Origin of the sequence: Streptomyces sp. NPDC058678, from assembly GCF_042714835.1 — a bacterium.
Lineage (GTDB): Bacteria > Actinomycetota > Actinomycetes > Streptomycetales > Streptomycetaceae > Streptomyces.
In genome coordinates, this window is record NZ_JBHXSG010000007.1 from 12,101 (window position 1) to 27,559 (window position 15,459).

Below are 15,459 nucleotides of genomic sequence, written 5' to 3' on the forward strand. Positions count from 1 at the left end.
CCTGACCCGGTGAGCGCAGTAGCGGAGATCCATGTGGAATTCGCCCCCGAGCTGGCCCTCTTCGTCCGGCACGGACGGCGGGCCGGCGCCACCCCGGTCGTCATCGACGGCGTCTCGAGCCTCGGCCATGTCGTCGAGTCCCTCGGCGTGCCGCTGACCGAGGTCGGCTCCCTCGTCGTGGACGGCCGCGAGGCACCCGTCTCGCACAGCCCTGCGGCGGGCGAATCCGTCCGGGTACGGGCCGTCGAGCGGCCCCAGCAGGTCCCCGGCGCTCCCCTCCGCTTCCTCCTCGACGTCCACCTCGGCACCCTCGCCCGCCGGCTGCGCCTGCTCGGCGTGGACACGGCCTACGAGTCGACGGACATCGGCGACCCGGCCCTCGCCGCCCGCTCGGCGGCCGAGCGCCGGGTCATGCTCAGCCGGGACCGGGGCCTGCTGCGCCGCCGCGAGCTGTGGGCGGGGGCGTTCGTCTACAGCACCCGCCCCGAGGACCAACTCCAGGACGTGCTGGAGCGCTTCCGCCCCGAGCTGCGCCCGTGGACCCGGTGCACCGCCTGCAACGGCCTCCTGAAGGAGGCCACCAAGGAGGAGGTGGCGGACCAGTTGGAGGGCGGAACGCAGCAGTCGTACGACGTCTTCGCGCAATGCCGGGAGTGCGGGCGGGCGTACTGGAAGGGCGCGCACCACGACCAGCTGGAGGCCATCGTGGAGCGCGCCCTGGAGGAGTTCGCGGGCGACCGCTAGCTCTTCTTCTTCACGTCACCCTTTCCGCAGGCGATCCCGTCCTTGTTCCGGTCGAGCCTGAGCGGGTCGTCCTTGCCGTTGACCTTCAGACGGCCGTAGTCGTTCGTCTTCAGCCAGGCACAGCGGGCGGCCGTCGTGGACTTGACCTCGTCCGGGAACGCGGTCGGCACGCAGACGTTGATGGAGCCGTAGTGCGGGTCGCAGCCCGAGACGGTGGGGCTGACCTTCTGCGAGGTCTTCTTCTTGCCGGGCTTCTGGACCGTGCCCTCCAGGGAGTCGGCGAAGGAGTGGACGTGCGCGGAGGCGTCGGTGGCGCTCAGCGCCGACGGACCCTGCAGGTGCACCCACTTGGCCACCGACGGCACACCGTTGGCGTCGACCGCGAAGAGCATGTACCAGCCGGGCGGCGCCATGTTGGGGTTGCTCGTCACGTTCAGGTCGACGTTGTTGCCGTCCACCGACAGGGGCAGGTCCACGAACCGCTGGTTCGGGTCCGAGGAGTGGGTGACGGCTGCCGGGCGGATCAGCTCGGCCTTGGCGATGGGCCGGTCGACGGTGATCCGCTGGGTGTCGCCGTAGTTCCACTCGGTGTCGATCACCGACGTGATCGACGGACGCGTGCCCTTGAGGAGATAGGGCGGGGTGTAGATCGACACGTTGTGGTTCCAGGTGCCGTTGCCGGGGTTGTCGCCGGTCGACATCACCCGGCCGTCGGGCAGCAGGAACGAGGACGAGTGGTAGCCGCGCGCCTGCGGGTCGGCGGCCACCGGGTCGAAGGTGTTCGACGCCGGGTCGTAGATCGACGACTCGAAGACCGGGTCGGCCCGGTTGTGCAGCGCGCCGCCCGTCTCCAGGACCTTGCCGTCGGGCAGCAGTACGGCGGAGACGTACATCTTGCCCTGGTTGCCCGTCTGGGCCACCTTGCCGTTGCCGAGGTCGACCGTGCCCTGCGGCAGCGGGGGCCCGGCGACGTACGCCGGGTTCGCGGCCTTGAGGTCGATGACGTCGGTCAGCCGGTTGGCGTCCGGGTTGGAGTCGATGTTGCCGCCGCCGAGGGTGAGGACCTTCTGGTCCTGCGCCGGAGGCAGCAGGACGCTCGCCGACTGGTCGCGCTCGTCCTTGTTCTGCAGGCCCGGGATCTGGGTGACGGTGTTGGCGTCGTAGTCGTAGATCGCCGACCCCGTGCCGGGGATGTTGTTGCCGAAGACATGGCTGCCCGAGTAGAAGAGGCGGCCGTCCTGCATCAGGATCATCGACGGGTACAGACCCCAGTACGACCAGGTCTGGTTGACCTTCCACAGCGGCTGCCACTGCTGCTCGGCGTCCGACCAGTACTCGGCGGTCACCGAGCCGGTCGAGTCCTCTTTCAGGCCGCCGAAGGAGATGACGTCACCGTTGCCGAGGGCGGTCGCCGACGGATACCAGTGGCCGTCGTTCATGTCGTTGGTCTTGCTGTACGTCTCGGTGACCGGGTCGAAGATGTACGAGTCCTTGTAGCCCTCGTAGCCGTGCCCGCCCGCCACCGGGTACGCCTTGTTGCCGCTCATCACGAGGACGCGGCCGTCCTGGAGCTGGACGTGTCCGGAGCAGAACATGTCCTTCGGCGTGGGGATGACCTTGTAGGTGCCGGTGGCCGGGTTGTACACCGCGGAGGTGAAGGTGCCCGCGTTGAACTGCTCCTCGCTGTTGCCGGAGCCGGCGATCAGCAGCACCTTGCCGTTGTTGAGGACGACGGAGTGCATGGAACGCACCGGGTTCTGCGTGGGCAGCACGTCCCACCGCCCGTTGGCACACTGCTCGGCGGTGCCCGTGCACACCGGGGTCGGAACCGGGTCGGCGACCTGGTCCATCGTGTAGTCGTCGGTGGTGACCGAGCCGGTGCCGTAGACCGAGACGCCCCAGGTGATGCGGTCCGTACCGGCCGGGACCTCCGGGGTGCGGACCGACGCCTGGGTCCAACTGCCCGCCATCTCCAGCGTCTTGAGGTCGGTCCAGTACTGCCAGCCCGCCGTCGCGTCGTGCCGGAAGAGGGTGACGGACGTGTCCGGGGTGGTCGACTTGTACCAGAGCCCCAGGTCGTACTGCTTGCCCGCGGTCACGACCGGAGCGCACTGAGCCGACTCGGTGATCAGCGCCTTGCGGTCGCCGCTGACCCGGCGGGTCAGCTCGACCTTCATGGCCTTGGAGCCGGAGTGGGCGTCGGAGGTGGTGGTGAAGCTGAAGTCGTTGTCGCCCCAGCCGGACTTCTCCCAGCAGTACGGCATCCCGTCGGTGCCGGCGGTCTCGAAGCCGGGGTTCGTGATGAGGTTGGCGGCGGAGGCTGGCTGGGGTGAGGTGAGAAGAAGGCCCCCCGTAAGGCCTGCCACGGCCAGGAGGGCGGATCTCCTACGGTGTCTGTTCACTCGGCTCTCCTTGCGGTACGACCGCTTTCAGGGCCCCCGCGGCCCTTCGCGGCAGATAGACCAGCGCTTCGGTCCCCACGAAGCGCAGGACGAAGGTCGTCACCAGCGCGAGAGCGGTCGCGGACAGCGCGCTCATGTCAAACCGGTGGACGAACAACGCGATCAGCGGGATCCGCAGCACCAGGTCCGCGTTGGCGAGCAGCGCGAACCGGCCGACGCGGTCCCACAGCCGCCGGTGCCGGCGGCGGTCGCGGAACAGCAGGTGCTCGATGAGCAGGAAGTTCCAGGCGACGCCGAGCTGGTTGGCGAGGATCTCCGCCGGCAGGTAGTGCATGCCGAGCAGGGTCAGCACCCACAGACCGAGCAGGTTCGGCACGAACCCGGTCGCGCCGATCAGGCCGAAGCCGACCATGCGGGCGACCGGCGAGGCGGTGCGCAGACCGACCAGGTGACGCAGGAAGCGGAAGCCCTCCTGGGCACTGGACTTGGACTCGCCGGCGAACCGGTCCTGGAACACGAACGGGACCTCGGTCACCCCGCGCGGACGGCTGCGCACGGCGAGTTCGAGGAGGATCTTGTAGCCGAGGGGCTGGAGCACGTCGGCGGTGACGGCGCTGCGCCGGATGGCGAAGAACCCGCTCATCGGGTCGCTGATGCCGTGCAGCTTGCGCGGGAAGAGGGACTTGGTCAGCCAGGTCGCCCCGCGCGAGACGGCGACCCGGTAGCTGCCCGCGAGTCCGGCGCGGCTGCCGCCCTTGATGTAGCGGGAGGCGACGACGAGCCCGGCGTTGGCCCGCTCGCCGGTGGCGACCAGCTCCGGCACCAGGGACGGCGGATGCTGGCAGTCGCCGTCCATCACGACGATCCAGTCCGACCCGGCCGCCTTCATGCCCTCGACGACCGCGCCGCCGAGCCCGCCGACCGGCTCGTCGCGGTGCAGGACGGTCACCGGGAAGGGGCAGTCCTTGGCGGCCTCGTAGATGACCTCGGGGGTGTCGTCGGTGGAGTCGTCCACGAAGACGACCTCGCAGGGCAGCCGGGACGGCACCGACTCGCTGATCTGCCGCAGCAACTGCCGTACGTTCGCGGACTCGTTGAACGTCGGCACGACAATGGTGACGGCGCCCGGCTCGGGCACCTCGACGGCCCGTACGGCCGGATCGCCCAGTTCTCCTGGGACGATGGATTCCTGGGTCATCGGACGCCTCCCGCGGCGGTGCCGGTGGTCTGGATCTGCCGGATCTCGATCCGGTCCGCACCGGTGCCGAAGACGGCGACCGGTTTCGAGTGCTGGATGGCCGCCTTGACGTTGGGCAGGTCGACCGCGTCACGCCGGACCGTCGGGGAGGCCACGACGTAGTCGATGTCCTTCCAGCCGTGCGGCATCGTCTTGGTGACCGCCGGGTCGAGGTCGGCCTTGTAGAACCAGATGACGCCGAGCCCGGGCCGGTACCCGGCGTGCACCAGGTCCAGCCACATCGCGTCGTCGACGAGCACCCGGGTGTCCTCGGGGTCCTCCACCTCGGTGGCAAGCCACTTCGAGGCGGCCTGGTAGGGGGCGTTGGCGTCGACGGTGACGGCGGTGCGGTCGCCGTCGTACCACTTCGGGACGACGTAGGCGCCGGCGGCGACGGCGAGGACCGCCGCGAGGGCGTACCGCCCGCCGGTGAGCAATCGTTTCTCCCTCTCGGCACGCCATCTGCGCAGCACGGCGTGGGCGACGGAGGCGGTGCCTCCGGCGAGGACGAGGGCGAGGAAGGGCAGTGCCTGGATGACGTACATCGCGGGCAGGTAGCCGTTGGGGCGCAGGGCCAGCGCGGCGAGGATCGCCACCGTCAGGGCCGGTCCGGCCAGGGCGCGGGCGGTGACCGACCAGCGCCAGGTGGCCAGCAGCAGGAGGGCGCCGGCGAGGCCGCCCAGGGGCAGGACACGGTCGTAGTAGAGCCAGGACTGGAAGACGCCGTGGGAACCGGAGCCCTGGTCCAGGATGAAGCCCGAACCCGGCCTGGTCATCTGGTACTTGACGCCGTCCCACAGGGAGACGTGGCCCCCGCCGGGCAGCAACTCGCCCTTGAGGAGGGCGAACAGGGGGTACGAGAAGCCGATCAGGGTGCACGCCGTGATGGCGCCCGTGACCGCGAACTTCCGGGTGTCGCGATGGCTGTGCCGCCACATGGTGACCAGCAGCGCGGGCAGGATGACGAGCATCGTCTCCTTGGTGAGGACGGCCGTGGCGGCCGCGATCCCCGCCCCGAAGTGGTGCCAGAGGTGACGGCTCGGGGAGGCGGCGAGGGTGAACGCCACGAGCGTCCACATCACCGCGAGGTTGTCGAGGAAGATCTCGCGCTGCAGGACGACGGAGAGCGGCGAGAGCCCGAACAGGACCATGCCGAGCCCGGCGGCCCAGCGGGGCAGGGACAGACGGCGGCCCAGGACGTAGACCAGCACCGCGCTGATGCCGCTGACCACCAGCATCGTCGCGCGCATCGAGCCGACGGTCATCGACTCGGGGCTGATCATCGAGGGTATCCAGGTCAGCAGGGCCAACTGGATCCAGCCGAGCGGCGGGTGGTCGTACCAGTAGGTGTAGTGGGCGAGGCCCTTGCCCTCCTGGACCGCCCAGGCCTGGGCGAGGTAGGTGCCCTCGTCGTCGCTGAGCGTCGGGTAGTCGGCGATGTTCCAGCCCTGCACGACCAGGATCGCCACGAGGAGCAGACCGCACAGCAGGAGGTCGGAGCGGGAGGAACGCAGGCGGCTCGGTGGAGCCGCCCGGCCGGCCGGACCGGATTCAGGCGCAGGCTGCCGCTGCGCGGGGACCTTGGGAGTGGTCACCGCGGGGAGGGTGGAGGTCACGCGGGGACGTCCTCTCGGGTCACTTCGGACGGGGTGAGGTGCGCGCCGACGTGAGTGGTCAACTCCCAGTCGTTGCGGCCGCGCTGCTCGCGCCAGACGGCGCGGACGGCGGCCCCGGCGAGGAGTACCTGGTAGAAGGGGCCGCCCACGACGAGCTTGACGTAGTGGACGAAGCGGACGCGAAGCCCGTACTGCTTGCCGAAGTCGTGCAGCCCGACGAGCTCGAAGACGAAGGTGACCAGGGCGGTCACGGCCGGCAGGAAGGTGATGAACGCGATGCTCACGGGCACGTCGAGGAAGAGCGCGATGGCCACGTTGAGCGGGATGATGATGCCGGTGAAGGCCTGCATGAAGGGCGTCATGAGGGTGTAGCGGGCCAGCAACCGCTGCCCGAATCCCGGCAGTTGCTTCCAGTCCTTCTTGCGGTACACCTGGAGGAAGCCCTGGTTCCAGCGGGTGCGCTGCTTCAGCAGCGACATCAGCGAACCGGGGGTCTCCTCCTTGGTCACCATGTCGGAGTCGTAGGCGACGACGACCTTCTTGCCGACGCTGGACAGGCGCACGCCCAGGTCGCAGTCCTCCGCGAGGCAGTCGGGGTCCCAGCCGTCGGCTTCGCGGAGCACGTCCGTCTTCACGAAGACGGTGTTGCCGCCGAGCGGGATGAACCCTTTCTGCGCGTGCAGGTGCAGCCGGGAGCGGAACCAGAAGAAGTACTCCAGGCAGTTGCGCAGGCTGTACCAGCTGGAGTGGAAGTTGATCAGCTGGACCCCGCCCTGGACGACGTCCGCGCCGGTCGTCCGGAACGCGTGGTCGACGTGGGCGAGCAGCTCCGGGTGGACCTGGTCCTCGGCGTCGAAGACCCCGACGACGTCGCCGCGGCAGTGCGGCAGCGCCGTGTTCATGGCCTTCGGCTTGTTCTTCTTGTCATGGGTGTCGACGACGACCCGCACGCGCGGGTCACGATCCGCGGCGTCGCAGGCGACGGCCGTGGTCTCCGGGTCGTCGTGCCCGACGATCACGATGATCTCGAAGTCGGTGTGGCTCGACTCCAGCAGCCGCTGGATGGTGTGGTCGAGCACGGCCTGCTCGTGCCGCGCCGGAAGCAGCAGCGAGAACGACAGGCTCTCCCCGCCGTCCGGTCTGTGGAAGCGGGTGGAGGCAAGCACTTCGGGCGTACGCCACGCGTGCATCTGCCACCACAAGGTGAACGCCGCCATCCAGAACAAGGCAAGCGAGACGGCAGCGATGAAGACAGACGTAAGCAACAGATCCCCCCAGATCCCAAAACCCCCTGTCGCGACGGATGACCACATCCGTCGCGTCACTGTGCAGAGATTAGGGGGGAACTGTGAAGCGCGGGAGCTCTTCCGATAAATAGCGTGTTTCGGAACGGTGACGGTGGTAGCGGGATGTATCCGAACACATGCTCAATTTTGGCACGCGAAAGAGAGACCTCCGCTTCCGTTTCAGCCGCTCAGTTGCGTGCGAAGTCGGTCCGGATCGGTCGTCGGAGCGTCACATGTGAAGTTACGGCAGACATACGCGGTCGGTTCACCGTTGCTCAGCGGACGGTCGGCGAGCAGCGGGAACTCGTCACTGCCCGGAGTCCCCACCGCGACCACGGCACCGGGCGCCGTGCCCAGAAGTGCCGTGCGGTGCAAGGCCCTTGTTCCCGGATCGCCGATGGCCGGGCCGACGATCGCCACCTCGCGCGGCCCGTCGAGCAGCGCCTCGGCGACGGCGAGCCCCCAGCCGATGAAGCGGGGGACGCGCGGGCCGAGCGCCTTGACGACGCCGAGTGCCTTCTCGGCGGCGGCGCGGTGCGGCTCGGAGCCGGTCTGGGCGGCGTAGCCGACCAGGGCTCCGGCGGCGGCGGTCCAGCCGGAGGGGGTGGCGTTGTCGGTGGGGTCCTGCGGGCGGCGGATCAGCTTCTCGGCGTCGGCGGCGGTGTCGTAGAGGCTGCCGGAGTCGTCGGCGAACCGCGTGAGGACGTGGTCGAGGAGGAACCCGGCGAACTCGAGCCACACGCCCTCGCCGGTCACGGAGGCCAGCGCGAGGAAGCCCTCCGCCACATCGGCGTAGTCCTCCAACACCCCGGCGTTCGCGCCGACATGCCCGTCCTTGCTGGTACGCGAGAGGCGGGCCTGCTCGTCCAGGTGCAGCCGGACCAGGAGGTCGGCGGCACCGAGCGCGGCCTCGATCAGGTCGGGACGGTCGAAGTAGGCGCCGGTCTCGGCGAGCGCGGCGATCGCGAGCCCGTTCCAGGCGGCGACGACCTTGTCGTCACGGCCGGGTGCGGGGCGGTCGTTCCGCTTGTGGAGGAGGCGTTCCTTGATGGAGGCGATCCGGTCGGCGTCGAAGACCTCGTCCTGCTGCGGGAGCTGGAGGACGGACGAGCCGTGCTCGAAGGTCCCCTCCTCGGTGACGCCGAAGTACCGGACGGCGAGCTCGGCGTCCTCGTCCCCGAGCACCTCGCGGAGCTGCCCGGGCGTCCACACGTAGTAGGCGCCCTCGACGTGCTTCCCGGTCCCGTCGTCGCTGTCGGCGTCGAGCGCGGAGGAGAACCCGCCTTCGTTCGTGCGCAGTTCCCGCACCATGAAGTCGGCGGTCTCCAGGGCGACCCGGCGGGCGAGCTCGGAGCCGGTGGACCGCCACAGGTGGGCGTAGACGCGGCACAGCAGGGCGTTGTCGTACAGCATCTTCTCGAAGTGCGGCACGATCCAGTCCCGGTCCACGGAGTAACGGGCGAAGCCGCCGCCGAGCTGGTCGTAGATGCCGCCGCGGGCCATGCGGTCACAGGTGTCCCGGGCCATCTGGAGGGCGCCCTCGGCCCCGGTCCGCGCGTGATGCCGCAGCAGGAACTCGACGGCCATGGACGGCGGGAACTTGGGCGCCCCGCCGAACCCGCCGCGCTGCGCGTCGTACTCCCGGGTGAGCCCGAGGAGGGCCGCGGCCAGCTGCTCCTCGCCGGGCGCCTGGCTGTCGCCGTAGGAGATCTCCCGCCCCGCCAGGTCCCGCACGATCTTCCCGGCCACCTCGGCGACCTCGTCCCGCCGGTCGGCCCAGGCGCTGTGCACGCCCTGCAGGACCTGCTGGAAGGCGGGCATGCCCTGGCGCGGGGCGGGCGGGAAGTAGGTGCCGAAGTAGAAGGGCTCGGCGTCCGGTGTCAGGAACACGGTCATGGGCCAGCCGCCCTGCCCCGTGGCCGCCTGGACGGCCTCCATGTAGACGGCGTCCACGTCGGGGCGTTCCTCGCGGTCGACCTTGACGCTGACGAAGTGGGCGTTGAGGTAGTCGGCGGTCGCCTGGTCCTCGAAGGACTCGTGCGCCATGACGTGGCACCAGTGGCAGCTGCTGTAGCCGACGCTGAGCAGGACCGGCACGTTCCGTTTCCGGGCCTCCTCGAAGGCCTCGGCCGACCACGGCCACCAGTCGACGGGGTTCTCGGCGTGCTGGAGGAGGTAGGGGGACGTCTCATGGGCCAGTCGGTTCGGCATGGTGTCCATCCTGCCGCAGTACCCGGCCCGTCACGCGGCAGGCGTCTCCCGGAGAGTGACCCCGAGTTTTCCCGTGTCCCTGGAGGGGCACGGTGATCACGTCGGGCAGGCGATCCGGCCTTCGTGGTCCGCGGCCCGCCGCCAACGGGCGCACCGGGCAAGGTGATCGGAGCCCGTCGCCCCCTCGCCCCGATGCTCCGTCGGCAGCACACTTGACCAAGGAACCACCGAAGAACCACGAGGAAGAGCCGTTGCCGCCGGAGGGGGACGTGACATGCGGGACAGTCATCGCGCGGAGGCCGAGCGGTTGCTGGCACGGGCCGTGGAGGAGGAGGTACGGCGGTCGGGCGGCCGTACCGACGGGACCGTGCTGCTGTCCCGGGCCCGCGCCGCGCTGGACTCGATGGCACAGACGGCCGCGGAGGAGTACGAGGCGTACACGCGCGCCCTGGAGGAGTCGGAGGCCGGTCAGCTCACCTTCGGGCAGCGGTACGCGCGTGAGGGCGGCGGTACTCCGTTGCTGGTGGCGGGCGTCGCGGCGGTCGCGGCCACCGTCGCCGACCTGGCTCTCGGCACCGGCGCGAGCACCGCGCTCGGGGCCGGGATGACGGTGGGGGTGGTGGGCGCGGCGGCGACGGTCGTGAAGGTGGCCGGTTCGCATCTGCCCGCCGCGCACCACCACGCGGGCGCGCTCGGCCAGCCCGGCGGACCCGAGCAGTTGCGGTTGCAGTGGCTGACGGCTCTCGAAGTACGCGGCATCCGCCCCTACCTCGATCAGCAGCGGGTACGCAACGCCTCCACCGGGCCGAAGCAGACGGGACCTCGACTGAAGGGCACCGACAAGAGCGCAGCGGCTCGCGGGCGCAACGTGCTGGAGCAGTCGTTCGGGCAACTCCCCGAGCCGGTGGGCCCGTTCGCGGGCCGACGGCAGGAGACGGGCCGGATCCGGCAGTGGGTGCAGGCGGCCCGGGCGAGCACCGAGACCCGGCCGACGGTCGTCGTCCTGCACGGGGCGCAGGGCAGCGGCCGCACGACGCTCGCGGTGCGCGCCGCCCACGACCTGAAGGACTACTTCCGCGGCGCGTGCGTGGTCGACCTGCGCGGCGCCAGCCCGGAGGAGGCGCCGCTGTCGACCCGCGACGCGCTGCTGCACCTGCTGAACCGTCTCGGCGCGCCCCGCGAACAGCTGCTGTTCCGTGAGCGTTCCTCCGCGGACCAGCAGGTCAAGCGGCTCAGCGAGCTGTACCACCAGCATCTGACCGGCCTGCCCGTCACCATCGTCCTGGACGACGCCTCGGACCCCGAGCAGGTCCGCACCCTCGTCCCCGAGCGCTCCGACAGCCTGGTCCTGGTCACCGCCCGGCAGCCCCTCGATCTGCCCGCCGACCTCGCCGCCCGGGTGCACCACCTGCCCGTCGAGACCCTGGACGGGCCCGGCGCGGAGGAGCTGCTGACGGCGGCCGCGCAGGACAGCACCGGCCCCTACGACGCCGAGTCCACCGAGCGCATCAGCCGGCTGTGCGGCGGACTGCCGCTCGCGCTGCGCATCGCCGGCTCCTCGCTCGGCCCGCGCTCACCCCGCCAACTCGCCACGGATCTCGACGCGTACGGCCCGGTCGAACCCGCCGAGAGAGTGCTGTGGCTGCGCTACACCGACCAGACGGAACCGGCCCGCCGGCTGCTGCGCCGCCTCGCCCTGGCCGGCCGCGCCTCCCTCGGCGCCGCCGCGGCCGCCGCCCTGCTGGCCACGGACGAGACGGAGGCGAGCCGCCACCTGGTCGCGCTGGCCCGGGCGGGCCTCATCGACCACGTCCGCGGCAGCCGCTACCGCGTCCACGACGTGGTCCGCGCCTTCGCCCACGCCCGCCTCCTCGACGAGGAGGAGCCCTCGGAACGTACAGCCGCACAAGAACGCCTGATCGTGAACTACGCCGACCTCGCGGACTCGGTGCTGCGCCTGGTCGACGGCAACATGTCGACCCGCTCGGACCGCTTCAGCCCGCACGGCTTCCACTCCCTCGACGAGGCGCTGCGCTGGCTCGACGACGAGTCGAGCTTCATCACGGCGGCGCTGAGGCACGCGGAGGGCGTCAACCAGGCGGCCGTACTCAACCTGCTGGGCGCCCTGTGCGACTACTGCCTGCTGCGCGGCGACCTCTACCGGCTGGGCGAGATCAGCGAGTTGGCGCAGGCGGTCGACCAGGGCCTGCTGGTCCGCTCGGTGCAGTGGCGGACGGGCATCGCGGCGAGGCAGCTGGGCGAGCTGGACAAGGCGCGCACCACGCTGACGTCGGTGGTGGACCTCTATATGGAGGCGCACCACGACGCGGGCGCGGCCCGGGCCCTGTGCTCGCTCGGCATCACCCTCCACCACCAGGGCAACCTGACCGAGGCGGCGTCCAAGCTCCGGGAGGCGCTGGACCTGCAGGCGGCGCCCGACCTGGCCACGGACCGGGCGTGGACGATGCACGCGCTGGCCGCGGTGGAACGCGACCGGGCCCGGCTGGCGGAGGCGATGGAGCTGCTGACCCAGTCCCTGCTCCTGCACCGCGCCGGCGAGTCGGTGCACGGCGAGGCCTGGGCCCACTTCCAGCTCGGCCAGCTCGGCCTGCGCATGGGCGACGTGCCGCGCGCGGAACAGGAGCTGCGCACCGCCCTCGACCTGTACGGCCGCACCCGCGACGCCCGCGGCGAGGCCTGGGCCCTGACCCAGCTGGCCCGCGCCCGCCTGGTCGCCGGCGACGCGTCGGCGGCGGTCGACGGCCTGCGCCAGGCGGCGTCCCGGCACCGCGACAACGAGGACGCGCGCGGCGAGGCCTGGACGGTGTACTACCTGGGCCAGGCCCTCGAGGAGACCGGCAACCTGACCCTCGCGGTCCGCGAGCTGGAACGCTCGCGCACGATGTTCTCGCGGATGCGGGACGTCTACGGCCTGGCCTGCGCCCGGCACCACTCGGCACGGGCGACCCGCGACCAACGCGCCGCGCAGACCGGGTCGTTGCGGAACTCCGGCTTCGCCCGCCAGCTCCTGGTCGACGCCCGCGCCGACTTCCAGCGCATCGGCGTCGCGCACGGAGAGGCATGGACCTGCCTGGAGCTCGCGGTCGTGGACGCGGGCAACGCCCGCACCCCGCAGGCCCTTGCCCTGTGCGACGAGGCGGTGGGCCTGTTCACCTCGTACGGGGACCGACGGGGCGAGGACTGGGCACGTTTCCTGCGCTGCACGTTGCTGCCGTACGCCGCCCCGGGCGGCGTGGAGATCGGTACCGCCGTGGCACAGGAGGAGCTTGCACAACTGGGGCGGGCGGGCCATCCGGTCCGGGACGAGAAGCTGGACGACTACGTGGAGGCGTACCAGCTGCTGCTGGAACGGGGAGTGAACCTCGAAGCCGGGTGGCAGGCTTGGCGGTTGGGGATGGTGCCGGGGAGGCATGCTCGGGAGGTCATGGGGGTGGCGGTGCGGGCGGGGGCCTGAACGGGTAGGAGTGCCGACGGGGAGGGGGCGGGGTGGACCGGTCGCGAGCAGGGCTGCGGGCCGAGGTGCTGCGACTGGCGAGCGCCTTGGACGATGACCGGCGGGTGGTCGTGCTCCACGGGCCTCCGGGGGCCGGGAAGTCGACGTTGGCACGGCAGTTGGCGGACCATCTCGGCACGTCGCGCCAGGGGCCCGCGCTTTGGCTCTCGCTCGGCGGCCGACCCGACCGGCCGGAGTATCTCGCGCTTCGCGTGCTGCTGGCGATGGACGTTCCGCGGGACGTCCTGCGTGCGGCGCTTCTGAGCGAACCCGACGACCTCGCCGAAAGGGCCATGACGGCCTGCCGGGACTGGCTCCGGCTCGGCGCCCCGGCGGTGATCGTGCTCGACGACCTGCCGTTCGGCTCCCTGGGCGAGCAACTGCTGAGAACGCTCGCCGGACTGCTCGAAGGGACGTACTGCGTCCTGATCGCCACGACCCGTACCGGCCGCGTCTCGGTCCACGACGACACGGACGTGCTGCGGCACCCGGTGCTCCCGGGCCCCGAGGACGGCCGGCAGCCGGGGGTCGCGGAGCGCCGGGCGCTGCTCTCCGGGCAGGAGGCGGCCCTGCTCGACACCCTCGCGGCCTGGGAAGGACGGGAGTTCCGGCTGGACACTCCGCTGCCGGTCGAGGAGCTCACCCGGCCCGAGCGGCGCGGGGCGATCGAACGACTTCAACGGCACGGCTTCCTGCACCAGCCCCGCCCCGGCTGGTACGAGCTGCGCCCGGCGGTACGCGAGCGGCTCACCGGCGAGCGGGGATCCGACGAGCTCCGCGCGTGGTCCCGGCGGTTGGATCACGCCCTGGCCCGGTCCCTGCTGGACGAGCCCCGAACACTGGCCGACAGGGCGGAACCCTGCGTCGACCTCGCGCTGCGCCTGGTGCGCTCCGGCGCGACGAACTCCCGCACCTTCGTGGGCTGGTTGGCGCAGCAGTTGGCCACCGAAGGCGCCCTGATCCCGCTGCTGATGCTGAAGGCCGGGCTCGGGCACGCGACCGGCGAGTGGGGCACGCTGACCGTCCCGCTGGCCGCCGCCGCCCGTCAGGCCGGACAGCCCGCGGCCGCGGCCGCGGCTCTGACGGGGATCGACACCCCGGACGCCATCCGCGAACTCGCCGTCTGCCGCCACCACATGGGCTTTCTCCGCAAGGCCGAAGGCATTCTCGACACCCTTCCCGACGTCGACGTCCCGGACGGCTGGGCCCTGCACACCCGCGCGGCGATCCGCATCGACCGCGGCCTGCTGCCCGACGTCGGCCGCCTCCTGCGGCTCGCGATCGAGACTCACCAGGTCCACGGTGACCGGCGCGGCGAGGCCTGGGCCGTCTTCCACTACGGGCGGCTGCGGCTGACGCGCGGTGATCTGGAGGAGGCGCGCAAACGGCTCGACGCGGCATGGCACACCTTCCAGGACGTCGGTGACGTGGTCGGGGCGGCGTGGGCGGACACCGAGCTGTGCCGGGTCGCGCTGCTGCAGAACGGTCCCCAGCCGGACGTCCTGCGGGAGCTGGAGGCGACGCCCTCGGCCCATCGGCAGCACGGAGACGTGCGGGGGGAGGCTTGGGCGACGCTGCTGCTGGGGGTGGGGTACGCGGACGCACGGCACGAGGGGACGGCGGAGACCCTGGAGCGGGCAGGGCGCCTCTTCCAGAGGCTGCCGGACCGCTTGGGGGCCGGATGGGCCCGGCACCACAGCATGCCGGTGAAGGGCTCCTCTCTGGTCGACGCCATGGGAGCCTTCATCGAAGCCGACTGCCGCATCGGCCTGGCCTGGACCTGGCTGCAGATCTCGGTCCGGAGCGACTTCGCCCGGTCTCCGGACAACGCATTGCTCATCAGGGCAGGGACGCAGTTCGAGGCGATCGGCGACATCGCGGGCGAGCTGTGGGTGACCGCCGCACGGTACGGCCCCGACTCCGTCACGGGCACACGGGCGATCCGGGCGCTCTCCCGGTGTTATCCGGGCCAGGACCTCGACAGCATCGACTGGCGTGCACCGCGGCTCCGCATTCCCCACGTCATCCGCCACCTGATCCCCGAGCCCGGCGACCCGATCGACGGCGCGCCGACCGCCGCCGCCCTGATCCGCCTCGCCCTTCTCGACGACGCCCCCGCACCCGACACGACGGCCCGCATCAGCCTGCGCGTCGAGCCCACGTCCCGCCCGGACGGCACGGACGGGCGGGACACCCTCCTCCCCCGGCTGACGGCGCGGGCCACCCCCCTCACCCGCGCCGACATCGACCCGCCCCACTCCCTCCCGGTCGACGGCACCGTCCTCTTCCTCTTCACCCCTCACACCGCGGGCCGCCACCGCATCCGCTTCACCATCGAGGACGCGACGTCCCACACGGTTCTGCAACAGGTGGAGACCGACATCGACGTCACCGGCACCACCGCACCCCTCGCCGCCCCGCACCCCGAACCCGCCCGGAGGGCCTGACA

General features: G+C 71.4%; 8 protein-coding genes. 3 read left to right on the forward strand and 5 right to left on the reverse strand.

Features of this window, described 5'->3' with window-relative positions:
• Positions 1 to 9 precede the first annotated feature (9 nt).
• Positions 10 to 744, forward strand: coding sequence for a Mut7-C RNAse domain-containing protein (locus ACFWWR_RS09215; protein ID WP_384302640.1), 735 nt, complete (start codon positions 10 to 12; stop codon positions 742 to 744).
• On the opposite strand, the gene ACFWWR_RS09220 is transcribed toward ACFWWR_RS09215, so the two are convergent.
• The 5 genes from ACFWWR_RS09220 to ACFWWR_RS09240 all read right to left on the reverse strand — a co-directional run bounded on the left by ACFWWR_RS09220 (position 741) and on the right by ACFWWR_RS09240 (position 9,496).
• Complete coding sequence (locus ACFWWR_RS09220) at positions 741 to 3,146, reverse strand: galactose oxidase-like domain-containing protein (protein WP_383857932.1); 2,406 nt, start codon at positions 3,144 to 3,146, stop codon at positions 741 to 743. The two genes, ACFWWR_RS09215 and ACFWWR_RS09220, sit on opposite strands and share 4 nt — an antisense overlap.
• A complete protein-coding gene (locus ACFWWR_RS09225; protein WP_383857930.1) occupies positions 3,130 to 4,344 on the reverse strand; it encodes a glycosyltransferase in 1,215 nt (404 codons plus the stop codon). The genes ACFWWR_RS09220 and ACFWWR_RS09225 overlap by 17 nt, the downstream gene beginning before the upstream one ends.
• Positions 4,341 to 5,999, reverse strand: coding sequence for an ArnT family glycosyltransferase (locus ACFWWR_RS09230; RefSeq protein ID WP_384302642.1), 1,659 nt, complete (start codon positions 5,997 to 5,999; stop codon positions 4,341 to 4,343). The genes ACFWWR_RS09225 and ACFWWR_RS09230 overlap by 4 nt, the downstream gene beginning before the upstream one ends.
• On the reverse strand, positions 5,996 to 7,264 hold the full coding sequence (locus ACFWWR_RS09235; protein WP_383857924.1) for a glycosyltransferase: 1,269 nt from the start codon (positions 7,262 to 7,264) through the stop codon (positions 5,996 to 5,998). The genes ACFWWR_RS09230 and ACFWWR_RS09235 overlap by 4 nt, the downstream gene beginning before the upstream one ends.
• Before the next feature lie 201 nt (positions 7,265 to 7,465).
• Entirely contained in the window at positions 7,466 to 9,496 is a 2,031-nt protein-coding gene (locus tag ACFWWR_RS09240) for a thioredoxin domain-containing protein (protein WP_383857921.1), read from the reverse strand.
• A gap of 274 nt (positions 9,497 to 9,770) precedes the next feature.
• Here ACFWWR_RS09240 and ACFWWR_RS09245 point away from each other — a divergent pair, with 274 nt between their 5' ends.
• Positions 9,771 to 12,971, forward strand: a complete 3,201-nt coding sequence (locus ACFWWR_RS09245; protein WP_384302644.1) for a tetratricopeptide repeat protein — start codon at positions 9,771 to 9,773, stop codon at positions 12,969 to 12,971.
• 32 nt (positions 12,972 to 13,003) lie between these two features.
• Complete coding sequence (locus ACFWWR_RS09250) at positions 13,004 to 15,457, forward strand: AAA family ATPase (RefSeq protein ID WP_384302646.1); 2,454 nt, start codon at positions 13,004 to 13,006, stop codon at positions 15,455 to 15,457.
• Positions 15,458 to 15,459: the final 2 nt, after the last annotated feature.

Bases quoted from the DNA above. Each gene is read 5' to 3' on its own strand.
- ACFWWR_RS09225 (WP_383857930.1), bottom strand. From the start codon at position 4,344: ATGACCCAGGAATCCATCGTCCCAGGAGAACTGGGCGATCCGGCCGTA.
- ACFWWR_RS09245 (WP_384302644.1), top strand. From the start codon at position 9,771: ATGCGGGACAGTCATCGCGCGGAGGCCGAGCGGTTGCTGGCACGGGCC.
- ACFWWR_RS09240 (WP_383857921.1), bottom strand. From the start codon at position 9,496: ATGCCGAACCGACTGGCCCATGAGACGTCCCCCTACCTCCTCCAGCAC.